At 40.7% G+C, this 24,174-nt stretch carries 24 protein-coding genes; 9 read left to right on the forward strand and 15 right to left on the reverse strand.

The genetic code is table 11. The annotated features are described in order from the left end of the window. Positions 1 to 136: 136 nt before the first annotated feature. Genes dtd through INP94_RS02905 form a run of 4 tightly spaced genes read right to left on the reverse strand, consistent with a single transcriptional unit; the run spans position 137 to position 2,532 of the window. Positions 137 to 571 (reverse strand): D-aminoacyl-tRNA deacylase, encoded by a 435-nt coding sequence (dtd, locus tag INP94_RS02890; RefSeq protein ID WP_197543985.1) that lies wholly within the window; start codon positions 569 to 571, stop codon positions 137 to 139. After that, positions 568 to 1,392 carry a virulence factor BrkB family protein gene (locus tag INP94_RS02895; RefSeq protein ID WP_197543986.1) on the reverse strand — a complete coding sequence of 275 codons (825 nt, stop codon included), beginning with the start codon at positions 1,390 to 1,392 and terminating at the stop codon, positions 568 to 570. Before INP94_RS02895 ends, dtd begins: the two co-directional genes overlap by 4 nt. After that, positions 1,392 to 1,865, reverse strand: coding sequence for a YchJ family protein (locus INP94_RS02900; protein ID WP_197543987.1), 474 nt, complete (start codon positions 1,863 to 1,865; stop codon positions 1,392 to 1,394). Before INP94_RS02900 ends, INP94_RS02895 begins: the two co-directional genes overlap by 1 nt. 1 nt (position 1,866) lies before the next feature. Then, on the reverse strand, positions 1,867 to 2,532 hold the full coding sequence (locus INP94_RS02905) for an MOSC domain-containing protein (protein ID WP_197543988.1): 666 nt from the start codon (positions 2,530 to 2,532) through the stop codon (positions 1,867 to 1,869). A gap of 122 nt (positions 2,533 to 2,654) precedes the next feature. On the opposite strand from INP94_RS02905, the gene INP94_RS02910 reads away from it, so the two are divergent. Further along, entirely contained in the window at positions 2,655 to 4,154 is a 1,500-nt protein-coding gene (locus INP94_RS02910; RefSeq protein ID WP_197543989.1) for a helicase HerA-like C-terminal domain-containing protein, read from the forward strand. A 49-nt stretch (positions 4,155 to 4,203) separates the two neighbouring features. Continuing rightward, on the forward strand, positions 4,204 to 4,962 hold the full coding sequence (gene udp / locus INP94_RS02915; protein WP_197543990.1) for a uridine phosphorylase: 759 nt from the start codon (positions 4,204 to 4,206) through the stop codon (positions 4,960 to 4,962). 46 nt (positions 4,963 to 5,008) lie between these two features. Here the strand turns inward: udp and INP94_RS02920 are convergent, their stop codons facing one another. Genes INP94_RS02920 through INP94_RS02940 form a run of 5 tightly spaced genes read right to left on the reverse strand, consistent with a single transcriptional unit; the run spans position 5,009 to position 8,667 of the window. Further along, complete coding sequence (locus INP94_RS02920; protein WP_197543991.1) at positions 5,009 to 5,824, reverse strand: shikimate 5-dehydrogenase; 816 nt, start codon at positions 5,822 to 5,824, stop codon at positions 5,009 to 5,011. Between the two features lie 9 nt (positions 5,825 to 5,833). After that, a complete protein-coding gene (gene cysE, locus INP94_RS02925; protein ID WP_005695011.1) occupies positions 5,834 to 6,631 on the reverse strand; it encodes a serine O-acetyltransferase in 798 nt (265 codons plus the stop codon). A gap of 9 nt (positions 6,632 to 6,640) precedes the next feature. Further along, entirely contained in the window at positions 6,641 to 7,648 is a 1,008-nt protein-coding gene (gene gpsA, locus INP94_RS02930) for an NAD(P)H-dependent glycerol-3-phosphate dehydrogenase (RefSeq protein WP_420026410.1), read from the reverse strand. 53 nt (positions 7,649 to 7,701) lie between these two features. Further along, entirely contained in the window at positions 7,702 to 8,211 is a 510-nt protein-coding gene (gene secB, locus INP94_RS02935; RefSeq protein ID WP_197543992.1) for a protein-export chaperone SecB, read from the reverse strand. A gap of 9 nt (positions 8,212 to 8,220) precedes the next feature. Further along, a complete protein-coding gene (locus INP94_RS02940) occupies positions 8,221 to 8,667 on the reverse strand; it encodes a rhodanese-like domain-containing protein (RefSeq protein ID WP_014064512.1) in 447 nt (148 codons plus the stop codon). Positions 8,668 to 8,916: 249 nt separating this feature from the next. Here INP94_RS02940 and ansB point away from each other — a divergent pair, with 249 nt between their 5' ends. The 3 genes from ansB (at position 8,917) to INP94_RS02955 (ending at position 12,181) form a co-directional block, all read left to right on the forward strand. Continuing rightward, positions 8,917 to 9,966: an L-asparaginase 2 gene (ansB, locus tag INP94_RS02945; protein ID WP_049364285.1), complete on the forward strand. Its 1,050-nt coding sequence runs from the start codon at positions 8,917 to 8,919 to the stop codon at positions 9,964 to 9,966. Between the two features lie 155 nt (positions 9,967 to 10,121). Then, complete coding sequence (locus INP94_RS02950; RefSeq protein ID WP_005695017.1) at positions 10,122 to 11,423, forward strand: anaerobic C4-dicarboxylate transporter; 1,302 nt, start codon at positions 10,122 to 10,124, stop codon at positions 11,421 to 11,423. 122 nt (positions 11,424 to 11,545) lie between these two features. Beyond that, a complete protein-coding gene (locus INP94_RS02955) occupies positions 11,546 to 12,181 on the forward strand; it encodes a hypothetical protein (protein ID WP_049369711.1) in 636 nt (211 codons plus the stop codon). A gap of 46 nt (positions 12,182 to 12,227) precedes the next feature. Here INP94_RS02955 and INP94_RS02960 read toward each other — a convergent pair whose 3' ends face one another. Continuing rightward, the gene (locus tag INP94_RS02960) at positions 12,228 to 13,106 is read right to left on the reverse strand and encodes a VirK/YbjX family protein (protein ID WP_197543993.1); all 879 of its coding nucleotides are present in this window, start codon (positions 13,104 to 13,106) and stop codon (positions 12,228 to 12,230) included. A 235-nt stretch (positions 13,107 to 13,341) separates the two neighbouring features. Here INP94_RS02960 and lon point away from each other — a divergent pair, with 235 nt between their 5' ends. The 4 genes from lon to serA all read left to right on the forward strand — a co-directional run bounded on the left by lon (position 13,342) and on the right by serA (position 18,977). Beyond that, positions 13,342 to 15,759 carry an endopeptidase La gene (lon, locus tag INP94_RS02965; RefSeq protein ID WP_197543994.1) on the forward strand — a complete coding sequence of 806 codons (2,418 nt, stop codon included), beginning with the start codon at positions 13,342 to 13,344 and terminating at the stop codon, positions 15,757 to 15,759. A gap of 48 nt (positions 15,760 to 15,807) precedes the next feature. Next, entirely contained in the window at positions 15,808 to 16,956 is a 1,149-nt protein-coding gene (hemW, locus tag INP94_RS02970; protein ID WP_049375946.1) for a radical SAM family heme chaperone HemW, read from the forward strand. Positions 16,957 to 17,065: 109 nt separating this feature from the next. Continuing rightward, positions 17,066 to 17,725, forward strand: coding sequence for a ribose-5-phosphate isomerase RpiA (rpiA, locus tag INP94_RS02975; protein ID WP_049364295.1), 660 nt, complete (start codon positions 17,066 to 17,068; stop codon positions 17,723 to 17,725). Positions 17,726 to 17,744: 19 nt separating this feature from the next. Then, a complete protein-coding gene (gene serA, locus INP94_RS02980; protein ID WP_197543995.1) occupies positions 17,745 to 18,977 on the forward strand; it encodes a phosphoglycerate dehydrogenase in 1,233 nt (410 codons plus the stop codon). A 110-nt stretch (positions 18,978 to 19,087) separates the two neighbouring features. Here serA and hybE read toward each other — a convergent pair whose 3' ends face one another. From hybE to hybA, 5 genes are all read right to left on the reverse strand, one after another. Continuing rightward, complete coding sequence (gene hybE / locus INP94_RS02985; RefSeq protein ID WP_197543996.1) at positions 19,088 to 19,597, reverse strand: hydrogenase-2 assembly chaperone; 510 nt, start codon at positions 19,595 to 19,597, stop codon at positions 19,088 to 19,090. A gap of 129 nt (positions 19,598 to 19,726) precedes the next feature. Further along, entirely contained in the window at positions 19,727 to 20,206 is a 480-nt protein-coding gene (locus INP94_RS02990) for a HyaD/HybD family hydrogenase maturation endopeptidase (protein ID WP_070775115.1), read from the reverse strand. After that, positions 20,206 to 21,915 carry a hydrogenase 2 large subunit gene (gene hybC, locus INP94_RS02995; protein WP_197543997.1) on the reverse strand — a complete coding sequence of 570 codons (1,710 nt, stop codon included), beginning with the start codon at positions 21,913 to 21,915 and terminating at the stop codon, positions 20,206 to 20,208. The genes INP94_RS02990 and hybC overlap by 1 nt, the downstream gene beginning before the upstream one ends. After that, entirely contained in the window at positions 21,915 to 23,141 is a 1,227-nt protein-coding gene (gene hybB, locus INP94_RS03000; RefSeq protein WP_005695037.1) for a Ni/Fe-hydrogenase cytochrome b subunit, read from the reverse strand. Before hybB ends, hybC begins: the two co-directional genes overlap by 1 nt. Beyond that, complete coding sequence (hybA, locus tag INP94_RS03005; protein WP_197543998.1) at positions 23,134 to 24,174, reverse strand: hydrogenase 2 operon protein HybA; 1,041 nt, start codon at positions 24,172 to 24,174, stop codon at positions 23,134 to 23,136. The genes hybB and hybA overlap by 8 nt, the downstream gene beginning before the upstream one ends.

Consider the following 24,174-nt stretch of genomic DNA (forward strand, 5'->3'; position numbering starts at 1 on the left):
CCCACAAAATAAAGGGATTACCAACGCAATTATAGATGGAATTTGAAATTTTTATGTGCGTGTGAGCGTTAATACGACAATGCGATCAAAGAAAGAGTTTCCTGAGATCTGAAAAAATAACGGTTTTTCTATTTATTCATACAGTTAACCAAAATGTAACTGGGCCATCATTGGTGAGGCTCACTTGCATATCTGCTGCAAATTGTCCGTTAGCAACGGTGACTTTTTCTGCACATTTTTGCGAAAAATACTCATACAATTCGTTAGCCAAGGCTGGTGCGGCACCTTTTGAGAAACTTGGTCGTAAACCTTTTTGCGTGTCTGCAGCTAGGGTGAATTGAGATACCACAAGCACTTCGCCACCGATTTGTTGCACGTTTAAATTCATTTTGTCATTTTCATCGCTGAAAATACGGTAATTTAAGATTTTCTCAGCGAGTTTATCCGCTTTGGCTTGGTCATCTTCTTTTTCTACACCTAATAAAACCAATAATCCTTTGCCGATTTGTCCCACAATTTGACCTTCAACTTCCACTTTAGCCTGCGTAACACGCTGAATTAATGCGATCATTTTACTTCCTCTAAATTTGTTTGATTTGTTGACCGCACTTCTGCAAGTACTGCGGCTAATTGTGCACCGAATAACACCACTGTCCAGCTGATTTGAATCCACAATAACATGATCGGCAACGTCGCCATGGCGCCATAAATTAATTGATAAGACGGGAAGGTGGTGATGTACCAAGTAAAGGCTTGTTTCCCTAAAGTAAAGAAAATTGCCGCAATTAATGCACCTGCTGCAGAATGCTTGATGCTCACTTTCTTATTTGGCACGACCATATAAATGAGCGTGAAAATAAACCAAGTAGAAAGAAATGGCACAAAACTGAGGAGTTTTAGGCCAAAAGAGAGCGTTTCCGATTGCTCGAACATGGCTTTGACATAGGAACTTGCCGCAATGCTGGTACCGATTAAAAGCGGACCGAGCGTTAAAATGAGCCAATAAATAGCAAATGACGTAAAAATCGGGCGATTACTAGTGTCTTGCCAAATACCATTGAGTGTACGGTCGATGGAGTTAATGAGCATCAATGCCACTAAAATCAAACTCACAATCCCCACGGCACTCATTTGCTTGGAGTTACGGACGAATTCATCAATATATTGTCCCACAACATCACTCGCGGAAGGAGCGAAATTGGTGAAGATGAATTCTTTCAATGCACCAGTGACTTCGTTAAAAACGGGAAAAGCAGAGAAAATTGAAAACACCACCATAATTAATGGCACGATAGCGAGCATGGTGCTGTAGGTGAGTGAACCGGCAGCTTGCGTTAATTTATTTTCTTGAGAACGCTGCCAGAATAATGCGAGAAAAGATGTTAAGGTCATTAGAGCAAGCCTCCGCAACAATGTTTAAATTTCTTTCCCGAGCCACAAACACAAGGCTGTTTATTGCTTGGGAGCGGCACAGTGGGATCAACAAAATACCAACGACCATTGATTTTTACAAAAAGAGAATATTCGTGATGCACTTGTGGTTGTTCGTTGCCTTGAAAATGTGCTTTAAATTCAACCGCACTTTGTGTTTTGGTTAAGGCTTCTGCTTTGACAATGTCTAAACCGAGCCATTGCGTTTCATCAGCCCAATCTTGCAGGGCTTTTTCATCTAATAACGGTTGTTGGCTTGGGACAGTGGTTTGCACGATATAAGGAATATTTTTGAGTACAAACGCTGAATAGCGGGAGCGCATAAGTTGTTCCGCTGTTTCTGGAAACATGTTGCCTGAATGAAAGCGTCCGCAACAATCTTCATAAGAAAGCGAAGATTGGCACGGACAAAGTACGGTCGTTTTAGCCGACATTTTAGGCCGCCTGCTGTAAATTACGTAATTGTGAGTTAACAGAACGTTTAAACGCTGGCGCTAATTCCTCAATGGCTAAGGCTTCTTCTAATTCTGCAACACTTGAAGGAGCAGAAAGTAGCGTGTTTAAATGACGAATTGTCCATTCAGGATAAGGACGATGTTGCAAGATGAGTTCATCGCCTTGATGAATTTCCCCTTCTTCAATCACACGCACATACCAACCTGTCCAGCCAGACTGACGAATTACCTCTCTTGTATTCTCATTCTTGGTATTATGAGATAAACGTTCGCAAGGTTTACGTGGTTGAGACACTTCTAAAAGCGTGGTGCCAATTTTGTAACGATCGCCTATGCAGACATTATCTTCATGTAAGCCGGATACCACAAAGTTTTCACCATAAATCGCGCTACCGTGAAAATCAAACTTTTCACCAAGTAGCGCGTTTAAAGCAGGGAAAGACACATCAGACATAAAAAACAAGGCTTTATCAACACCACCGTGATGAGCTTTTAAGCCTACATCGTTACCTTCTGCACCTAGCGTGTGCACTTTTACCATCGGTACCGTTTTTTTACGGATAGCACTTTCATATGAGCTACCATCAGGGAACGTTAAGGTTTCTATTAATCCTGTTTTAATAATAAGAATTTTTGCGTTTGACATCTATTTTTCCTGCTTTGAGTTAGTTTTGATAAATTATACCGTAAAATCACTTAAATTTTGACCGCACTTCGTTTTTTCCTTATTATTCGTTTAAATAAAACCAACAAAACAAAGGAATCTTTATGCAATATTCTCTCGCGCGTACCGAACAAGGTCAAACCCTTGGTATTACCGCAAAAATGGCAAACCGTCATGGCCTGATCGCCGGGGCGACAGGGACGGGGAAAACCGTGACATTACGTAAAATGGCGGAAGCGTTCAGTGATGATGGCGTGCCAGTCTTTTTAGTCGATGTTAAAGGCGATTTGTCTGGTTTAGTCAAAGCGGGGGCATTCAGTGGCAAAGTAGCAGAACGCATTGAGCAATTTGATTTAGGTGGCGAGAGTTATTTAAATGGCTATCCTGTGTCATTTTGGGATGTGTTCGGTGAAACCGGTATTCCGCTTCGCACCACGATTTCTGAAATGGGGCCATTATTACTTTCCCGTCTATTAAATTTAAACGCAACCCAAGAAGGCTTATTAAATCTCGTATTTCGTGTGGCAGATGATAAAGGCTTGCTACTCATTGACTTAAAAGATTTACGTGCCATGCTTAAATTTGTGGCAGAGAATGCAAAAACCTTCCAAGTAGAATACGGTAATGTTTCAGCTGCAAGTGTGGGTGCGATTCAACGTGCTTTACTGACACTTGAAAATGAAGGGGCGACAAATCTTTTTGGTGAGCCAGCATTAAATCTTGAAGATTGGTTACAAACCCGTGATGGTCGTGGTGTGATCAATGTTTTAAATTCTGAAAAATTAATTAATTCCCCAAGAATGTATAGCGCATTCTTGCTTTGGTTGATGTCTGAATTATTTGAGCAATTACCAGAAGTCGGCGATCCAGATAAACCAAAATTTGTGATGTTCTTCGATGAAGCCCACTTACTTTTTGATGGTGCACCGAGTGTGTTGGTGGACAAAGTGGAACAAGTGGTTCGCTTGATTCGTTCTAAAGGGGTGGGGATTTATTTTGTAACCCAAAACCCATTAGATTTACCGGATACCGTGTTAGGCCAATTAGGTAACCGTGTACAACACGCGTTGCGAGCTTTCACTCCACGCGATCAAAAAGCAGTGAAATCTGCAGCGGAAACGTTCCGTTCAAATCCTGCTGTCAATGTGGTGGAAACCATTTCAACTTTAGGTGTAGGCCAAGCATTGATTTCATTCTTAGATGAAAAAGGCATGCCAGCGCCCGTTGAAGTGGCTTATGTTTATCCGCCGAAAAGCCAACTTGCCCCGATTACTGAAGAAGAGCGAGCTGCTTGGGTGAAAGACGATGATCTTTATGCCTTCTATAAAGATTACGTGGATAATGAGTCAGCTTTCGAAGTGTTAAATGCGCAAGCGGATTTAGCGGCAGTACAACAAAAACAAGCTGAACAAGCGCAGCAAGAGGAAGAAAGCGGTTTATTTGGTAGCTTAAGCCGTATGATTTTTGGAACACAAAAACGCGGGGATAAACTTTCACCGACAGAACAAATTGTGAATAGCGTGGCAAAATCAGTCGGTCGCAATATTCGTAATGAAGTGACCAAACAAATCATGCGTGGTATCTTAGGCGCATTGAAAAAATAACGAAAATTTGACCGCACTTTGCGGCAAGAATGATCAAAAGGAGATTGTTATGTCTGATGTATTTCACTTAAACCTGACTAAAGCACAATTAAAAGGTGCTACACTCGCTATCGTACCAGGGGATCCTGCACGTAGCGAACGTATTGCTAAAAAACTTGATAATCCTGAGTTTCTTGCAAGTACACGTGAGTTCACTTCTTGGTTAGGCTATTTAAATGGTCAACCGGTAGTGGTGTGTTCAACCGGTATTGGTGGCCCTTCTACGTCTATCTGTGTGGAAGAACTGGCTCAGCTTGGTGTGCGTACATTTTTACGTATTGGCACAACAGGTGCGATTCAACCGCATATTAATGTAGGCGATATTCTTGTTACAACGGGTTCAGTTCGTCTTGATGGTGCAAGCCGTCACTTTGCGCCAATTGAATATCCAGCGGTAGCAAATTTTGAATGTACCACGGCACTTTACAATGCAGCTAAAGAAAAAGGCATTGAGCCATTTGTAGGAATTACAGCTTCTTCAGATACGTTTTACCCAGGTCAAGAACGTTACGATACCTACAGTGGTAAAGTATATCGTGATTACCAAGGCTTGTTAAAACAATGGCAAGATCTCAATGTGATGAACTATGAGATGGAATCAGCCACATTATTTACGATGTGTAATGCCCTTGGCTTACGAGCAGGTATGGTGGCAGGTGTGATTGTGAACCGTACGCAACAAGAAATTCCAAATGAAGCCACCATGAAAGATACAGAAGATAAAGCAGTATCAGTGGTAGTGGAAGCAGCAAGAAAATTGTTAGCGTAAAACGCCGATAAAAAGAACCGCACTTTTTAAAAGTGCGGTTTATTTTTTAACTGTTTTTTCGAGCAAAATCTGCAGCTTCGGCGATTAATTGGTCATCAGGTCGAATGCCTGTGTAGAGCTCAAATTGTTCAACGGCTTGTAGCACAATCACTTCTGCACCAGAAATCGTTTGTTTCCCTTGCTGTTGAGCAAATTGGATAAATGGTGTTTCAGCAGGAATCGCCACCACATCAAAAGCGGTTTGAGCTTGTTGAATAAGATTTTCAGGAAAGGCGAGATCAAATTCTTCTTTTCCACCTTTCATCCCAATTGGCGTAACGTTGACTAAAATGTCTGCCGATTGATTGTCTAAAGATGAGATATATTCATAGCCATAAAGTGTGGCTAAATTTTTACCCGTTTTTTCATTTCGAGCAAAAATCTTAAGATGCTCAAATCCACTGTTTTTAAAGGCTGCGACGACGGCTTTTGCCATACCACCACTGCCTTGTACAATCACTCTACTCTTTTTATCTAATTGATATTCTTCGATAAGTTTAACAATGGCAATATAGTCGGTGTTGTAAGCACGAAGAAAACCTTGATCATTCACAATGGTATTCACAGACTGAATGGCTTGCGCAGAAGGCGAGATTTCATCTAAAAATGGCATGCAGCTTTCTTTGAAAGGCATCGAAACGGCACAACCCCTAATACCAAGTGCACGAATGCCTTTGACTGCACTTTCAATATCCGTGGTAGTAAAGGCTTTATAGATAAAATTAAGCCCGAGTTTTTGATACAGATAGTTATGGAATGTTGTGCCAAAATTGCCTGGTCTGCCAGAAAGGGACATACAAAGTTGGGTGTCTTTGTTAATCATATCGATTCCTTAAATATTTAGATTTATATCATCATCGATAAAATATTGATTCATTTCAAAGGCTGGTTTTGCCGCTTTGTCTTTGCCGACAATACGAGCAGGCACACCTGCTGCGGTGGCATATTCCGGCACAGGTTGAAGTACAACAGAATTGGCGCCGATTTTGGCATATTTGCCCACTTCGATATTGCCGAGAATTTTTGCGCCCGCTCCAATCATTACGCCTTCTCGTACTTTTGGATGGCGATCGCCGGATTCTTTACCTGTACCACCAAGGGTGACGCCTTGCAAGATAGACACATCATTTTCAATTACCGAGGTTTCGCCCACGACAATACCGGTGGCATGGTCAAACATAATGCCGTGTCCAATTTTGGCGGCAGGGTGAATATCTACATCGAAAGCCACTGAAATCTGATTTTGTAAATAAAGTGCGAGTGCTTTTCGATTTTGGTTCCACAAATAATGGGTAATTCGATAGCTCTGAATAGCGTGAAAACCTTTTAGATAAAGCAATGGTGTGGACCACAATTCCACAGCAGGATCGCGGTGGCGCACAGCTTTAATATCACAAGCAGCACAATCAATGATATTGGGCTCGGCCTGATAGGCTTCTTCAATAATTTCACGTAGAGAAATGGCCGGCATGATCGGGTTAGCCAGTTTATTCGCTAGTAAATAACTCAAGGCACTGCCAAGATTTTGATGTTTTAAAATAGTGGAATGGAAAAAGCTGGCGAGCATTGGTTCGCATTCTGCTAATTCTTTTGCCTCTTGGCGAATGTGTTGCCATACTTCTAACGTCATTTTTTCTCCTTATTCGCCTTTTCGTTCACGACCTAATAAGCTCAGTGCGACTTCTTGTGCACTTTTACCACAAAAGAGCATTTGGTAAATCTGTTCTGTAATCGGCATTTCCACGCCTTGTCGTTGTGCTAATAAATAAGTTTCTTTGGTGTTATAAAATCCTTCCACCACCTGACCAATTTCATCCATGGCTTGTTGGCTATCAGTCCCTTTACCAAGCATTAAACCAAATCGGCGGTTACGAGATTGGTTATCAGTACAAGTGAGCACTAAATCTCCTAAACCAGACATGCCCATAAAGGTTTGTGTATTCGCTCCCATGGCTACACCTAAGCGAGTAATTTCCGCAATTCCACGGGTAATCAATGCTGTTCTGGCATTGGCACCAAATCCCATACCATCTGAAATACCTGCGCCAATCGCAATTACGTTTTTAATGGCGCCACCTAATTGAACACCGATCATATCTTGGTTTACATACACCCGAAAATGCTGGCTGCAATGAATGCGAGCTTGAAACTCTAAGGCAAACTTTTCATTACGAGAGGCAAGGGTAATCGCTGTTGGCAAACCTTGAGCCAATTCTTTCGCAAAAGTAGGACCAGAAAGCACAGCGGTTGGAATTGCTTTACCTAAGGTTTCTTCCACCACTTCTTGTAGTAATCGGCCAGTGTTGCGTTCTAATCCTTTGGTTGCCCAAATTAAACGATGATCAGGTTTTAAGTGCGGTCGAATTTTTAACAGAATTTCACCAAAAGCATGACTTGGCACCACAATTAAAATATCTTTCGAGTGGTCAAGTGCAGTTTTCAAATCTAATTCTAAATGCAAACTTTCTGGAAATTCAATATCAGGCAGAAAACGGCGATTTTGACGTTCTTGTTGCATTTGATGAATATGATCGGGATTGTGCCCCCAAAGATAGGTTGGAGAGCCATTGCGAGAAAATGATATTGCGAGTGCTGTTCCATAAGAACCGCAACCAAGAATGGTAATTGGAGATTGGGATGGGGTCATTTCAATCACCTTTAAAATAAAAGGGCAGACGGTATCGCCTGCCCTCATCACAATTAATGTTGGGTTTCCTGATTTTCTTCCGCTTCGGCTGCTGCTTGCTGCTTGTTCATGTAATCAATGAACAACGCATCGAAGTTTACCGGAGAAAGGTTTAATGCCGGGAATGTACCACGATTCACTAAGTTAGAAATCAATTCACGTGCATAAGGGAAAAGCATATTTGGGCATTGAGATGTTAAGCAGTGTGCCATTTGAACATCTTCTAAACCGCTGATTGTAAATACGCCAGCTTGTTTCACTTCACAAATAAACGCCACATCACCAGAGTCTTCCATGGTAGTTTCTACGTTGATGTTTAACGTGACTTCGTATAGATCTTCACCTACTTGGACGGCTTCAGTGCTTAAATTAAAGCCGAGTTTTGGTTTCCATTCTTGGTGGAAAATATGAGGAAGATTTGGCGCTTCAAAAGAAACATCTTTTACATAAATACGTTGAATTTGAAGCACGGCTTCTTGTTGCTCTTCAGCTGCTACTTCAGGTTGTTGATTTTGTTCAGACATAGAGGATCCTTACTTATGTTTTTTTACTAATGGTAAATTTGCACCCGCCCAAGCCGCTAAACCATCTTTTAACACATAAACTTTTTCAAAGCCTTGTTTGGTCAAAAGTTCTGCGGACGTAGCAGAAGAAACACCGTTAACATCCACAATGATAAGCGGTTTTTCTTTGTGATGTTCGATTTTGCCTACATTTTGATTTTTAATTTCAGTTGGAAGCAAGTTTACGCTACCAATGATATGGCCGCGTTGGAATTCATCAATAGGGCGTAAATCAATCACCACTGCTTCTTCGTCGTTCATTAAGCGAACCGCTTCAGGGTTGGTGATGACGCGATATTTTTGTGTCGCACTTTTAAAAAAGGTGAAAAGTGTCATAAAAAGGACAGCAAACCATGCGATCGTTAAAAAAGTGTGTTTTTGAGCAAATTCAATTGCTTGAGGCATAAATTCTTGCATGTTGTTCTCAACTTAATTTTGATAATGAATAAGAGTTTATCTTCAGATGAAATAAGGCTTTAAGTATAACCGCACTTTAGTTATCTTTCAAAAAAATTATCAAGGAAACGTAACGTTGGCGAAAGCTTATACAATCGGATCGATAAAAATGTGATCGGGATCATAAATATCTTATCTTTGTGTTTATTCTACGCCTAATTAAGTAGAGAATAGCCAAACTTAGATGATAAAACGTGAAAGGAGACGCGCATGAAATTAAAAAAATTAACGGCACTTATGATGCTCGGATTTGGTTTTTCGATCGCACAAGCTGCGGAATTACCGAATATTACAATTTTAGCAACAGGTGGCACGATTGCCGGAAGTGGCGAAACTGCCGTTTCTTCTGCTTATAAAGCAGGGCAACTCAATGTTGATGCATTAATTGATGCGGTGCCCGAAATTAAGCAGCTTGCAAATATAAAAGGTGAGCAAATTGTGAAAATTGGTTCACAAGATATGAGCGATGATGTGTGGTTAAAATTGGCGAAAGCGATTAATGCACAATGTAAAGATACCGATGGTTTTGTGATTACTCATGGTACCGATACCATGGAAGAAACCGCTTATTTCTTAGATCTTACCGCGAAATGTGAAAAACCAATTGTATTAGTGGGTGCAATGCGTCCTGCGACAGAAAAAAGTGCGGATGGTCCGTTAAACCTTTATAACGCCGTCGTCGTGGCAACGGATAAAAAATCATCAGGTCGTGGCGTATTAGTGGCGATGAATGGTGAAGTATTAGGTGCACGTGATGTAACCAAAATGAGTACTACCGCAGTACAAACGTTCCATTCACCAAACTATGGTACCTTGGGTTATATCCATAACAGTAAAGTAGATTACGAGCGTTCACCTGAAAGCAAGCACACTGTGAACACACCATTTAACGTAGATAAATTAGACAGCTTACCGAAAGTGGGCATTGTTTATGCTTATTCTAATGCACCAATTGAGCCGTTAAATTCATTATTGGATGCGGGCTATCAAGGCATTGTTTCAGCGGGTGTGGGTAATGGTAATGTGAATGCCGCACACTTAGAACGTTTAGAAAAAGCGGCGAAAGATGGTGTTGTGGTGGTGCGTTCATCTCGCGTGCCAACAGGTTACACAACACGTGATGCCGAAGTGGATGATTCTAAATATGGTTTTGTGGCTTCAGGTACATTGAATCCGCAAAAAGCACGTGTGTTATTACAATTAGCCTTAACACAAACAAAAGATCCAAAAGTGATTCAACAATACTTTGAGGATTTCTAAGAAAGCCATTGAAAGTGCGGTCAGAATTTGAATCAAATTTTAACCGCACTTTCGGATAAAATAGACTAATCCAAGTAATAAATATAGATAATGCACTAGTTTGTTGTTAATATATGTTCCGGAATTATTTTTAAAATTAATATGGAGAAAATATTATGATTTGGGCTCAACTTTTAGTCGTCCTACTCTTTATTTACCTAGGGGCTAGATTAGGCGGTATTGGTATCGGTTTCATGGGGGGGATGGGTGTTGTTGCACTTTCACTACTTGGCTTAAAACCGGGCGCCATTCCGTTTGATGTAATTTCAGTTATCATGTCTGTAATCATGGCGATTGCGGCAATGCAAGTTGCGGGTGGTATGGATTTCTTAGTAAAAATGGCTGAAAAAATCCTACGTAAAAATCCGAAATACATCACTTTCCTTGCGCCAACTGTGACTTATTTTATGACTGTACTTGCGGGTACTGGTCACACAGCGTTCTCAACACTTCCAGTGATTGCTGAAGTGGCAAAAGAACAAGGTATTCGTCCTTCACGTCCACTTTCTATTGCGGTTATCGCTTCACAAATTGCGATTACAGCGTCTCCAATTTCTGCTGCAGTGGTATTCCTTTCTGCTGAATTAGAGAAAAACTTTGGTTTAAGTTACTTACAATTATTAGGTATTTGGATCCCAACTACTTACGCAGCATGTATGATTACTGCGGTGATTTGTAACTTCCTTGGTAAAGATTTGAAAAATGATGAAATTTACCAAGATCGTCTCGCGAAAGGTTTAATTACTATGCGTGGTGAAATGCAAATTGAGATCAAACCTTATGCAAAACGCTCTGTCGCAATTTTCCTTATCGCGATTTTAGTGGTCATGCTTTATGCCACTGCAATAAGTAAAACAGTTGGTTTAATTCAAAACCCAATTCTTTCTCGTGATAACGCCATTATCTCTTTCATGCTTGCGACTGCAGCCATTATCACTATGGCATGTAAAGTGGATACTGCAAAAATTACTAATGCAGCAACTTTTAAATCCGGTATGTCAGCGGTAATTTGTGTGCTTGGTGTAGCATGGTTAGGTAATACTTTTGTTGAAGGTCATATCGATCAAATCAAAGCGGTATCAGCTGAGTTCTTACAACAATACCCTTGGAGTTTAGCGGTCATCTTGTTCTTCGCAAGTACCTTACTTTACTCACAAGCTGCAACTGCAAAAGCATTATATCCAACTGCAATTTTATTAGGGGTTTCACCGGAAGCCGCGATTGCAGCATTTGCCGCAGTATCAGCATTATTCATTCTTCCTACTTACCCAACCTTAATTGCGGCAGTAGAAATGGATGACACCGGTTCAACTCGTATCGGTAAATACGTATTTAACCATCCATTCTTAGTGCCTGGTGTGATTGCAATTGCTTTATCTGTTTTATTCGGTTTCTTAATGGCGGGTGCAGTTTTATAATTTCCCATTAAGCTAACATAAATGAAAACCATCTTGTCTATGGATAAGATGGTTTTTTAATGGGGAACTTCTTCTCACTGTGATACTCTAAAGGGCAACCTATTTTTATATAAGGAAAACCAATGAAGTTATTTAAAATCCTTTTTGCTGCATTAATTGCTTATGTGCCAACAGCATGGTCTGCGGTGGATTATAATATTAAATACAGTTCCAATTATTTAATGCCGGCGTATGTGCATTTTAAAGCTGATGGTTCACAGTATTCAGTCAATGCGAAAATTAATATTCCGTTGTACAACATTGTGTTTACTTCTCGTGGTTCGCAAACTGCGAGCCAATTTAAAATGGTGAATTATCAAGATGTGCGTAATGGTAAGCCTTATGCGATTTCTAAAATTTCGCCAACAACAATTGAATACGGTAAAGTGAAAAATGGGTTAGAAACCGAACCGTTAACATTACCGACTTTTGACTTATTCACCATGGCATTTCAGTTGAGCTATTATGATAAATTGCCAACCAGTTTCCAAATTACAAACGGTAAAAAACTTTACCCAATGGAAAATGTGAATGTGAAGAAAGTGGAAAAACAGATCCAATATAACAAGCAAACTGTCACTGAAATCACTTATTCATTTAAAACAGGTAATAAGGATATTATGGTGAAGAAATTCTCAGGTGAACAATTTCCACGTTATATCAAATACACCAGAGATGGTGATGATTATGAGTTAGAGTTTGATGAGTTTGTTAAATAGCATCAGACTATAAAAAAGCCACACAATCTTGTGTGGCTTCTTTTATTTAGGAAAATTGAGTAATTTTTTCACTCAAATCATCCAACATTTCATAACGTTTTCGGTACATGGAACGTTTTTTGCTAGCGATTTCTTCCAGCGGTTTGCGGGTACTTTCAAGCGGTAATTGCCAATATTGACCATTTAATTGCCCTTGGTTTTCTTGCCAAAATTCATCGTAGTTGAATAGGATTTTACTGCGCGCAGATAAACGGTATTTACCTTGTGAAGTGTGAGGGATACCGATTAATTCACATTGCCATTTTTCAGCTAACAAGCGGAAAACATTCATCAACATAAACATTGGACGAACACCATGTAATTCTTTTGTGGCTTGTTTTACGGCTTCTTGCGCCTCTTCATAAGAAGGGCCTTGAATAGAGGCAATAAGTAGCTTATTTGGTTTTAAGAAGGTAAAAGAAGCATCATAAATGCTACGCCCATCATTGTCTTTTAAGTTAATGGAAAAATAACCTTCAAAAGGGTCAATCTGGTTGATGTTGAAATAAATACCAAGTTGATCCGTTAATTGTGCTAATAAAAGGGATTTTTCTTGGAGTAGTTTTTTACAAAATTCTACGCCCATTTTTTCTTCAAGCATTAGCAGATTATTGGTAATGGCATTGAGTCGATCGGTTGCAGAAAAACGTTTGTCACAATAGGTCGCAAGCAATGCATTAAAACGATATGGATTTTGTTGAAAAAGCGGAATCCAGGTTTGATGAGTATTCAAGAAATCAACCAATGCATCACATTGTTTTTTAAATAAAAATTTGCGTCCGTAATAACGGGCTTTATCCCTTAATTGTTTTTTTAATGGATGATTACAAGAATCGGGTAGTAATTCTTGAAAGGTCGCGAAAGTAATAGTTTGTTTTGCTGTCATAGTGGATAAAGTGCGGTTATTTTTTCAAACGTTTTTTATTGGGTAAAATCATGCTGATTTTTGACCGCACTTATTGTACCTGTATTCCATGGTTTTTCCAATTAACCATCAATAAAGGTGGTTCTTTACTTGCCTATTTTTCGATTTCTCCTTAATATGCCAAATCCTACCTTGAATTTATGCAACTCATCCCCATATTCAATGAAATTATAGAATTGATGTAAGAGAGATAATTATGAACGCCAAAAGAACTCAACAACGTACACTTCCTGTATTGCCATTACGGGATGTTGTCGTTTTCCCTTATATGGTGATGCCACTTTTTGTTGGGCGTGCAAAATCGATTAGCGCCCTTGATGAAGCCATGAATGAGGGCAAACAATTATTATTGGTGTCACAAAAGCAAGCAGATTTAGAAGAACCTACCGTTGATGATGTATTCGATGTCGGGACGATTGCGAATATTATTCAACTATTAAAATTGCCAGACGGCACAGTAAAAGTGTTGGTGGAAGGGCAACAGCGCGCGAAAATCAATCAATTAAATGATGGTGAAGACCATTTTTCTGCGGAAGTCACACCAATTGAAACCACATTTGGTGATGAAAAAGAATTAGATGTGGTGAAGGCGGCTGTTTTAAATGAATTTGAAAGCTATCTTCAACTCAATAAAAAAATTCCTGCAGACGTTTTAGGTGCACTTCAACGCATTGATGATGCCGATCGTTTAGCGGATACCATGGCTGCGCATATTCCAGTAACTGTTCGTCATAAACAAAGTGTGCTAGAACTGGCAGATGTGCAAGAGCGTTTAGAATACTTGCTCGGCATGATGGAGTCTGAAGCGGATATTCTTCAAGTTGAAAAACGCATCCGTGGCCGTGTGAAAAAACAAATGGAGAAAAGCCAGCGTAACTATTATCTTAGCGAACAAATCAAAGCGATTCGCAAAGAAATGGACGAAGGCGAAAGCGAAGATACCATTGATGAAGTTGAGCAACTTCGTCAAAAGGTTGAAGCGGCAGGTATGCCGGCAGATGTGCGCGAAAAGGTGGAGAGTGAGTTACAAAAACTCAAAATGATGTCGGCGATGTCAGCTGAAGCAACGGTGGTGCGTAGCTATGTTGAGTGGATGCTTCAAGTACCATGGCATAAACGTACTAAAGTGAAGAAAGATATCGCAAAAGCACAACAAGTCTTAGATGCGGATCACTATGGTTTAGAACGTGTAAAAGAACGCATTTTAGAATACCTTGCGGTACAAGCTCGCTTAAACAAAATCAAAGGTCCAATCCTTTGCTTAGTCGGGCCACCAGGGGTAGGTAAAACCTCACTAGGTCAATCTATTGCGAATGCAACAGGTCGTAAATATGTGCGTATGGCATTAGGTGGAGTACGTGATGAAGCAGAAATCCGTGGTCACCGTAAAACTTATATTGGTGCATTGCCGGGTAAATTGATTCAAAAAATGGCAAAAGTTGGCGTGAAAAACCCACTCTTCTTGCTTGATGAGATCGATAAAATGTCTTCGGATATGCGTGGTGATCCTGCGTCAGCCTTGTTAGAAGTGCTTGATCCAGAACAAAATACCACCTTCAATGATCACTATCTTGAAGTGGACTACGATTTGTCTGATGTGATGTTTGTGGCAACCTCAAACTCCATGAATATTCCGGGTCCATTGCTAGACCGTATGGAAGTCATTCGTCTTTCTGGTTATACCGAAGATGAAAAACTGAATATCGCGATGCGTCATTTGTTGCAAAAACAAATTGAACGTAATGGATTGAAAAAAGGCGAATTAACCATCGAAGAAAACGCCATTTTAGATATTATCCGTTATTACACCCGTGAAGCTGGTGTGCGTGGATTAGAGCGTGAAATCTCTAAAATCTGTCGTAAAGCGGTGAAGAATTTATTAGTCAATCCAAAAGTGAAATCCATTACCGTTAATTCAGACAACTTACATGACTATCTTGGTGTGAAACGTTTTGAATTCGGTAAAGCGGATACGCAAAACCGTGTAGGCGAAGTAACTGGCCTTGCGTGGACAGAAGTGGGCGGTGACTTACTGACCATTGAAACCGCTTCAGTAGTGGGTAAAGGTAAATTAACCTTCACTGGTTCATTGGGCGATGTGATGAAAGAATCTATCCAAGCAGCGATGACTGTAGTCCGTGCACGTGCTGAAAAATTGGGTATCAATTCTGAATTCCATGAAAAACGTGATATTCATATTCACGTGCCAGATGGTGCCACACCAAAAGATGGTCCAAGTGCAGGTATCGCAATGTGTACCGCATTGGTTTCTTGCTTAACGGGTAACCCCGTGCGTGCCGATGTCGCAATGACAGGTGAAATCAGCCTACGCGGTAAAGTATTACCAATCGGCGGATTAAAAGAAAAATTACTTGCGGCACATCGTGGTGGCATTAAAACTGTATTGATTCCAAAAGATAATGTGAAAGATTGGGAAGAAATTCCAGATAACGTGAAAGAAAATCTTGCGATTCATGCGGTAGAAACCATTGATGAAGTGTTAGGCTTAGCGTTAGAGAATCCACCGGAAGGCATTGAATTCGTGAAAGTGGAAACGAAAGCGAAAGCACCACGCCGTAAAGCTGCGACTAAAACAGCAAGAGCGGTCAATTAATGACTCATTTTTAGGGCTTGTGAAAACAAGCCCTTTTGACTTTTAATTATGCAAAAATTTCCCCCTCTTTCCCTTTATGTGCATATTCCCTGGTGTGTGCAGAAATGCCCTTATTGTGATTTCAATTCGCATGCACAGAAAGGCGCAATTCCTGAACAAGAATATGTGCAACATCTGATCGCCGATCTTGAGGCAGACTTAGAGAAATATCAGGCTAGTATTCAAAATCGTCCACTCCATTCAATTTTTATTGGTGGTGGCACGCCGAGTTTATTTTCAGCGGAAAGTATCAAGTTGTTATTGGCAGAAATTCAACGTCGCATTCCTTTTTCCGAGAATATTGAAATAACTATGGAAGCCAATCCTGGCACTGTCGAAGCGGAGCGTTTTAAAGGCTATGTGGATGCTGGCGTAACGCGTATTTCCATGGGCATCCAAAGTTTTAATGACGATAAATTACAACGTTTAGGGCGTATTCATAATGCAGCGGAAGCTAAAAGTGCGGTCAGTTTGGCGAAAGTTTCTGGGTTAAAAAGTTTCAATCTAGATTTAATGCACGGTTTGCCAAATCAAACACTTGAGGAAGCCTTAGATGATTTACGACAAGCTATTAAGCTTGCACCACCACATCTTTCTTGGTATCAACTCACCATTGAACCCAACACCATGTTTGCTTACCGTCCGCCTACATTGCCGGATGATGATGAGCTTTGGGATATTTTTGAGCAAGGTCACCAACTTTTAACCGAAGCCGGTTATCAACAATATGAAACATCCGCTTATTCGAAACCGGGCTTTCAGTGTCAGCATAATTTGAATTATTGGCGATTCGGGGATTATTTGGCGATAGGCTGTGGCGCACATGGAAAACTCACTTTCTCAGATGGAAAAATTTTACGTTTTTCTAAAACAAAGCATCCAAAAGGCTATTTGCGTGGTGAATATCTTTATGAAGAAAAAAACGTGGAAAAAAATGACCGCGCTTTTGAGTTTTTTATGAATCGCTTCCGCTTACTGGAAGCGGTGCCAAAACAAGAATTTGAGCATTATACGGGGCTTTCGCAAAGTGCGGTCAAAAATCAAATTGATTTTGCCATTCAACAGAATTATATCGTCGAAACACTGGATTCTTGGCAGATCACCGAACACGGGAAATTGTTTTTGAACGAGCTGTTAGCGCTTTTTTTAGATGAATAAAATTTTTTCATCATCACGAATAAATTTTTACACTTGTTTATTTAATAGTGTCGTATTAAAGTAAGGCAAACGTTTACGTTGTTATCCACGATTTAAAAGGGAGAGAAAAATGGACCAATTAGAAATGAAAAAATTAGCGGCACGTGCGGCGTTAAAATATGTTAAGCCCGATACCATTGTTGGCGTGGGAAGTGGTTCAACAGTGAATTGTTTTATTGAAGCCTTAGGTGAATTAAAAGATCAAATTCAAGGCGCGGTGGCCGCATCTAAAGCCTCAGAAGAATTATTACGTAAACAGGGCATTGAAGTATTTAGTGCTAACGATGTATCAAGTTTAGATATTTATGTGGATGGCGCAGATGAAATCAATCCACAAAAAATGATGATCAAAGGCGGCGGTGCGGCACTGACTCGCGAAAAAATTGTGGCCGCTTTAGCGAAAAAATTTATTTGTATCGTGGATTCTAGTAAACAAGTGGATGTGTTAGGCAGCACATTCCCATTGCCAGTAGAAGTGATTCCAATGGCACGTTCACAAGTTGGTCGTAAATTAGTTTCTCTTGGTGGTGCGCCAGAATATCGTGAAGGCGTGGTGACTGATAACGGCAACGTGATTTTAGATGTACATAACTTCGCTATTTTAAATCCAGTGGAAATGGAAAAAGAATTGAATAATGTCGCAGGTGTAGTAACAAATGGTATTTTTGCCTTACGTGGGGCGGATATTGTGATTGTCGGTACACCAGACGGCGCAAAAATTATTGATTAATAAAAATAAGGAAGCAAACATGACAAACAAAGTCTCACTCGACAAATCAAAAATTAAATTTGTGCTATTAGAGGGCGTGCACCAAAGTGCATTAGATACCTTACATGCGGCGGGCTACACCAACATCGACTTTTACAAAAAAGCTTTAGATGGTGATGAGCTAAAAGAAGCGATTAAAGATGCGCATTTTATCGGCTTACGTTCACGTACCCAATTAACTGCAGAAATGATTGAAGCTGCACCGAAGCTTATTGCTATTGGCTGTTTCTGTATCGGTACCAACCAAGTGGATCTTAATGCAGCAAAAATGCGTGGGATTCCGGTATTTAATGCGCCATTCTCCAATACCCGTTCTGTGGCTGAATTAGTATTGGGTGAGATTTTGCTCTTAATGCGCAATATTCCTCAAGCGAATGCCGATGTGCATCGTGGTTTATGGAATAAATCGGCAGTGGGTTCTCATGAAGTGCGTGGCAAAAAATTAGGTATTGTGGGTTACGGCCATATCGGTTCGCAGTTAAGTATTATTGCGGAGTCTCTAGGGATGGAAGTATATTTCTACGATATTGAAAATAAATTGCCATTGGGTAATGCAAAACAATTACACACACTTGAAGAGTTATTGGGTTCTTGTGATGTGATTTCGCTTCATGTACCAGATTTACCTTCAACTCGTAATTTAATGAGTGCTGAACGTATTGCGCAATTAAAACAAGATTCTATTTTGATCAATGCGGCACGTGGTACGGTAGTGGATATTGATGCTTTAGCAGCTGCGCTTGAACAAGGTAAAGTTCGTGGTGCAGCGGTTGACGTATTCCCTGTTGAGCCTGCATCAATCAATGAAGAGTTTGTTTCACCACTACGTAAATTTGATAATGTGATCTTAACCCCGCATATCGGTGGTTCAACCGCGGAAGCGCAAGAAAACATTGGTTTTGAAGTAGCGGGTAAATTTGTGAAATATTCAGATAACGGTTCAACCCTTTCTTCTGTTAATTTCCCTGAAGTATCCTTGCCAGAACACGTGGGTACAAAACGTTTACTTCATATTCACGAAAACCGTCCTGGTGTATTAAACAAATTGAACCAAATTTTCGTTGAAGCTAATCTCAATATTGCAGCACAATTTTTACAAACCGATCCGAAAATTGGTTATGTGGTCGTTGATATCGAAACAGATGATGCGTCTCCGTTATTAGCGAAACTTCGTGAAATTGAAGGTACAGTTAAAGCACGTGTGTTGTATTAATTTGAAAAATTAAGTAAAAACTGACCGCACTTTGTGTGGGATAGAACGTAAAATGGGCAAAGTAGGCTATCTTACTTTGCCCATTTTTATTAACTTTTTACAGCTTACATTTATTTGATCATGGCCTTAAATAGATTACGGCGATCAGAATTAAATGTCGGTTGTGCTGTTGGTATGGATAAAATCATACGCAAACAATCTTGTGTGAGTTGAACCGCTTGTTCATTAGTTAGATTCGGGTCGAGTGGTGAATGTAAGGAACAACTTAAATATTGTGGTACATTTTCAACGCTACTGACGGTGAAAGTGAGTGCTTTGTACGGCAGTTGTACGGTGAGTTTATCACCTAATTCACGCGGTTCCCATTGTTGTTGAGGACCTGGCAGAATCACCACACTCATCATCCACGGGGTTAATACTGTGCCGATCCATTGGTCTTCGAATAAAACAAATTTAGGGCAGAAGCACTCGATGCCTTTGTGATAAAAAGGGAGATCTTGCATTTCAGGTACAATGTTTTTCATTTCGGCAAGGAAAATCTCCGTTGGATTTTCTTCAAAGCCAGAAACAGAGTTTAAAAGTGCGGTAGAGTTTTCAGGTGTTTTTTCGTGTCGATACATGGTTTATTTTTCAATATTAATAAGATTAAAGAATTCTGGAGAAACCTTAAAGAAAATTCCCCTAGGGGTTAGGGGAGATTTAAAACTTGTCTCTATTAATTAAGTCAAATCTCCCCCTGCCCCTCTTTTCTAAAGAGGGGAATCTAGATTCAAACCGTATTCCTTAATGACTTGATTTAACGTTTCAAAAACCTTTGGCAACACGTTTTGTATTGTTTCCGTCAAACCAATTCCAGATTCTAACGATTCTGGTTGGATGCCGATGAGACAAAGGTGTTTTGGGAATTCATCCGTTAATTTCATTGCAGAAAGTACATCACAAATGCCGAGTTGATGTGGTGAAATTTTGCGAGAGAAAAAGGTAGGTACCTGCTCATCATGTAACACGATAATCTCACCTGGTTGTTTGTTAGCAAGCACGGCATCGACAATAATCAAATGCTCACGATTTGCCATCGCATCCAGCAATTCCATGCCACAAGTACCACCATCGATGATGTCAAAGTGCGGTTGAATTTCAGGGCGTTTTTCAAGCTCCTGCACAACACGTACACCGACACCTTCATCACTTAACAAAATATTGCCGACGCCAAGAATTAACGGCTTCATTACAACACCTTCACTTCAGTCACTTCACCGTTTTCGGTATTAACTACGTGCACGGCACAGGACATACAAGGGTCGAAAGAGTGAATAGTTCTGACCACTTCCAATGGTTTAGTCGGATCTGCCACCGGTGTACCAATAATGGAAAGCTCATAAGGGCCCATTTGGTCTTGTTCATTACGCGGGCCAGCATTCCATGTGGATGGTACAACTGCTTGGTAGTTTTCAATGCGACCGTCTTTGATGACAACCCAGTGAGAAAGCATACCACGTGGTACTTCACCGAAACCAACACCACGGAATTCACCGCTTGCTGGAATATCTGTTTTGATATACGCCGTCATATCACCTTTAGCGATATTATCAATGAGCATTTGCCATTGAGCGCTTAAAATGTCGTTGATCGCACAGCAATGCACGGTACGACCGATAATACGTCCAAGGGTAGAATGTAATTGAGCGGTAGTTAACGCGTTACCAGTCAATTTTTCATAAATGCCTTTTAATTCATTGAAGTGGTTGACAGTTGGCGTGTCATTCGCAGCCAAACCACACATTAAATAGGCGAGAGGTCCCACTTCGACAACTTTACCGTAGAAGGTTGGTGCTTTTACCCAAGAGTATTTACCATCATCTTGCCAGCCGGTATATTTCGGACGAGTTAAGCCAGCCCAAGGTTCTAAGGGCTCATCATCTTCGTACCAAGCGTGTTTACCACTTTCTTTAATGCCTTTTACAACGAACTCATCTTTTTGTTGATCAATTGGGCGGAAAGTCGATAAATCGCCGTTTTCGATATAACCACCTTTTAACATGAATTTAGAGTTATCTGCATCAATTGGGTATTCTGGTACAGATAAGTAGTTACCCGATGTTTTGCCTAAGCTTAACCATTCAGGATAGTAAGCCGCAAATACTGCTGCATCTACTTTATACACTTGGTTGATGAAGTCAGTTAAGCGGTCGATACAAGCTTTCACGAACATGAGACGTTCTTGGTTTAGTACTGCTTGGGAATCTAAGTTAATTGGGTTTGCTACGCCACCAATCGCCAAGTTTTGAATATGTGGTGTTTTACTACCAAGTAATGCCACCACGCGGTTAGCATCACGTTGACATTCAAGGGCTTGCAAATAGTGCGCGACGGCAATGAGGTTGACTTCTGGTGGAAGTTTCATTGCTGCATGACCGAAGTAACCGTTAGCGAAAATACCAAGTTGTCCGCTATCCACTAATGCTTGGATTTTTTTCTGTACGTTGCGGAATTCGTTAGCACTGTTTAATGACCATGTAGAGACACCTTTTAGCATATCTGCCGCTTTTTCAGGATCAGCTTTTAGTGCAGCGGTGATATCCACCCAGTCCATTGCGGAGAGTTGATAGAAATGCACGATATGGTCGTGAATGCTGTGGGCAGCAAGAATCATGTTACGAATATACTGTGCATTGACGGGGACTTTAGCGCCGATAGCATCTTCTACAGCACGTACGCTGATAATTGCGTGTACAGTGGTACATACGCCACAAATACGTTGCATAATCATCCATGCATCACGTGGATCGGCACCTTTTACGATATTTTCCATACCGCGCCACATGGTGCCGGATGACCAAGCATTGGTGACGACACCGTTTTCAATTTCGCAATCAATACGTAAATGACCCTCAATACGGGTAATTGGGTCAATTGAGATACGTTTTTTTTCTGACATTATTCTGCTCCGCTAACTTTTTTGCTGAATGCCGCTTTTTCGGCAATAATTTTTTCTGAGTCTTCGGTATGTTTTTCTTTAAATACCGGTAATACAGGGAATAAACGAATGATTAAAATATAGGCACATACTTCAATAGAAACGAAACCGATTGAAATAAGCAATTCTTCCGCAGATGGGAAATATTGATAGCCGTTGCCCGGATTATACATGATAAGCGAATAGTTCATACGCCATAATGCTGCACCGAGTAACATGCTTAATGCCGAAATAAATAACCAACGGGAATCTGATTTTTTCTCCCCGAGGAAGAGGGTAAGTAACGGTAATACCATCAACCAGACTTCCATCCAGAACATCCATGCTTCAAATTTAGTTAATTTATCGAAGCCCACAACCATTTGCAGTTTGTCGTGATAAATCAACTCACCAAAACGCACCGCTAAGAAACAGAAAATTAATCCTGCGGTAACGCGTGCTAATTGAGTAAATAAATGACGTTCATCTGGTGTTTTTCCTGCAAGACCCGCTTTAACTAAAGAACCCTCAAAAATCACAATAGAGAAGCCCATAATGAAAGCTGTCAGCAAGGAGAGAATTGGTAGCGCTTCATAACTTTGCCATACCGGATGGACTTTGTGACCTGCTACAATCATCAAGGAACCCATTGAAGATTGGTGCATCATTGGTAACAAGGCACCCAAGGCAATAATGAAAAACATGATTTTATTCAGTTTATTAAACCATTTTTTCAAGCCGAAGAAACCAAGCCATACAGGGGCGAATTCTAGGGTCACCACGATGATATACACCGTCATACAAAATGCTGTTTCAAATAGAACAGAGTTAGTGTTGAACTGCCCTGGAATGTAGAAATACGGTAAATGCCAATAACGTCCCATATCAATGGTGATAGATAAACCACCAAGGGAATAGCCGAATAAACTTGCAAGCAATGCTGGGCGAACAAGAGCGTGATATTTCCCTTTATTGAAAATATACACGGTCCAAGCGAGTGCCCAACCGCCACAGGCAAATCCTGTACCGACAAGTAAGTCAAAGGCAATCCATAAACCCCAAGGATAACCGCCATTAAGTGCGGTCACAGAACCAATACCGAAAACCAAACGTTTTAAAATTAATAAAACGCAAAGCACAGCAAGTGGTGCAAAAAAGAGAATTGCGGCAGAAACAAGGCGACCGCCTACCGGACGTGGATTACTCATGATGCTCATCCTCCGCTTCTTCGATTTCCTTGCGTGCCTGACGCATGGCTTCTTTTTGTGCTGCAATACGCTCAGCGATTTTATCGCCATGCATATTTTTGTAAGTCATAAAGGTTAAACCGGCAAGTGCGACTAACGGTAATGCTAAACCGCGATACAAGAAGTGTTGTAAATGTGCGGCACGAGAACCCGTTGCAACTTCATCTAAGTCTGGTAAACCAAGGTTAGTAAAAGGCACGCCACTTAAGGCAAGTACCTGGGTACCACCACCCTCTTTTTCACCGTAGATATGATATTGATATGCCGGCACGGTAGCACGGTATTTATCTGTGCTATTGACACTTTGACGTGGGTAATCATATTCGGTGCCACGTAATAAGCTTAAACGACGTTTTGCTTCTGCCAATAATTCTTCACGTGTACCAAAAATAATCGCACCAGTCGGACAAACATGACAGCAACCAGGTAATTCACCTTTATCTAAGCGTTCAACGCCTTTTTGGTTACAGAGTTCACATTTGCTGATTTCACCGAATGGATTGTCGTAGTCGTATTTTGGCACATCAAAAGGACAACCCACCATACAATAACGGCAACCGGTACAAATATCGGGATCGTATTTCACGATACCGGTTTTTGGATCTTTGGTGAGTGCTTGAACAGGGCAAACGGCAACACAGTTAGGATCAACGCAATGCATACATTGCTTTTTCACATAAGCATAACCGTTTTCTGTTTGATCCTTATTTTTACCGTCGCCATCACTCCACACTTGAATCACATTACGAGTAAATGGAGTGAGTTTGTCGTTATTTGACCAAGTTTGATCACCTTTCGGATTTACTGGTGTGTGGTTTACGTTTTGACATTCAGCTACACATGCTTGACAACCTACACAAAGGGTAGAGTCGTAAAGCATTCCAAGTGCACCGGGAATGGGCTCAACCGCTTCTGTTGCTTGCACATTAGACACAGGCAAAGTAGAAGCAATCCCGCCAAGCATACCCGCTTTTAGAAATTTTCGTCTATCCAT

It is taken from the genome of Haemophilus parainfluenzae (genome assembly GCF_014931395.1).
GTDB lineage: Bacteria > Pseudomonadota > Gammaproteobacteria > Enterobacterales > Pasteurellaceae > Haemophilus_D.

Coding starts and splice junctions, on each gene's coding strand:
- INP94_RS02895 (WP_197543986.1), bottom strand. CDS start 1,392: ATGACCTTAACATCTTTTCTCGCATTATTCTGGCAGCGTTCTCAAGAA.
- hybB (WP_005695037.1), bottom strand. CDS start 23,141: ATGAGTAATCCACGTCCGGTAGGCGGTCGCCTTGTTTCTGCCGCAATT.
- hybE (WP_197543996.1), bottom strand. CDS start 19,597: ATGTATCGACACGAAAAAACACCTGAAAACTCTACCGCACTTTTAAAC.
- gpsA (WP_420026410.1), bottom strand. CDS start 7,648: ATGACCCCATCCCAATCTCCAATTACCATTCTTGGTTGCGGTTCTTAT.
- INP94_RS02905 (WP_197543988.1), bottom strand. CDS start 2,532: ATGTCAAACGCAAAAATTCTTATTATTAAAACAGGATTAATAGAAACC.
- dtd (WP_197543985.1), bottom strand. CDS start 571: ATGATCGCATTAATTCAGCGTGTTACGCAGGCTAAAGTGGAAGTTGAA.
- lon (WP_197543994.1), top strand. CDS start 13,342: ATGAACGCCAAAAGAACTCAACAACGTACACTTCCTGTATTGCCATTA.
- INP94_RS02920 (WP_197543991.1), bottom strand. CDS start 5,824: ATGATTAACAAAGACACCCAACTTTGTATGTCCCTTTCTGGCAGACCA.
- INP94_RS02950 (WP_005695017.1), top strand. CDS start 10,122: ATGATTTGGGCTCAACTTTTAGTCGTCCTACTCTTTATTTACCTAGGG.
- rpiA (WP_049364295.1), top strand. CDS start 17,066: ATGGACCAATTAGAAATGAAAAAATTAGCGGCACGTGCGGCGTTAAAA.
- hybA (WP_197543998.1), bottom strand. CDS start 24,174: ATGGATAGACGAAAATTTCTAAAAGCGGGTATGCTTGGCGGGATTGCT.
- serA (WP_197543995.1), top strand. CDS start 17,745: ATGACAAACAAAGTCTCACTCGACAAATCAAAAATTAAATTTGTGCTA.
- secB (WP_197543992.1), bottom strand. CDS start 8,211: ATGTCTGAACAAAATCAACAACCTGAAGTAGCAGCTGAAGAGCAACAA.
- hybC (WP_197543997.1), bottom strand. CDS start 21,915: ATGTCAGAAAAAAAACGTATCTCAATTGACCCAATTACCCGTATTGAG.
- hemW (WP_049375946.1), top strand. CDS start 15,808: ATGCAAAAATTTCCCCCTCTTTCCCTTTATGTGCATATTCCCTGGTGT.
- INP94_RS02960 (WP_197543993.1), bottom strand. CDS start 13,106: ATGACAGCAAAACAAACTATTACTTTCGCGACCTTTCAAGAATTACTA.
- INP94_RS02910 (WP_197543989.1), top strand. CDS start 2,655: ATGCAATATTCTCTCGCGCGTACCGAACAAGGTCAAACCCTTGGTATT.
- udp (WP_197543990.1), top strand. CDS start 4,204: ATGTCTGATGTATTTCACTTAAACCTGACTAAAGCACAATTAAAAGGT.
- INP94_RS02940 (WP_014064512.1), bottom strand. CDS start 8,667: ATGCAAGAATTTATGCCTCAAGCAATTGAATTTGCTCAAAAACACACT.
- ansB (WP_049364285.1), top strand. CDS start 8,917: ATGAAATTAAAAAAATTAACGGCACTTATGATGCTCGGATTTGGTTTT.
- INP94_RS02990 (WP_070775115.1), bottom strand. CDS start 20,206: ATGAAGCCGTTAATTCTTGGCGTCGGCAATATTTTGTTAAGTGATGAA.
- INP94_RS02900 (WP_197543987.1), bottom strand. CDS start 1,865: ATGTCGGCTAAAACGACCGTACTTTGTCCGTGCCAATCTTCGCTTTCT.
- cysE (WP_005695011.1), bottom strand. CDS start 6,631: ATGACGTTAGAAGTATGGCAACACATTCGCCAAGAGGCAAAAGAATTA.
- INP94_RS02955 (WP_049369711.1), top strand. CDS start 11,546: ATGAAGTTATTTAAAATCCTTTTTGCTGCATTAATTGCTTATGTGCCA.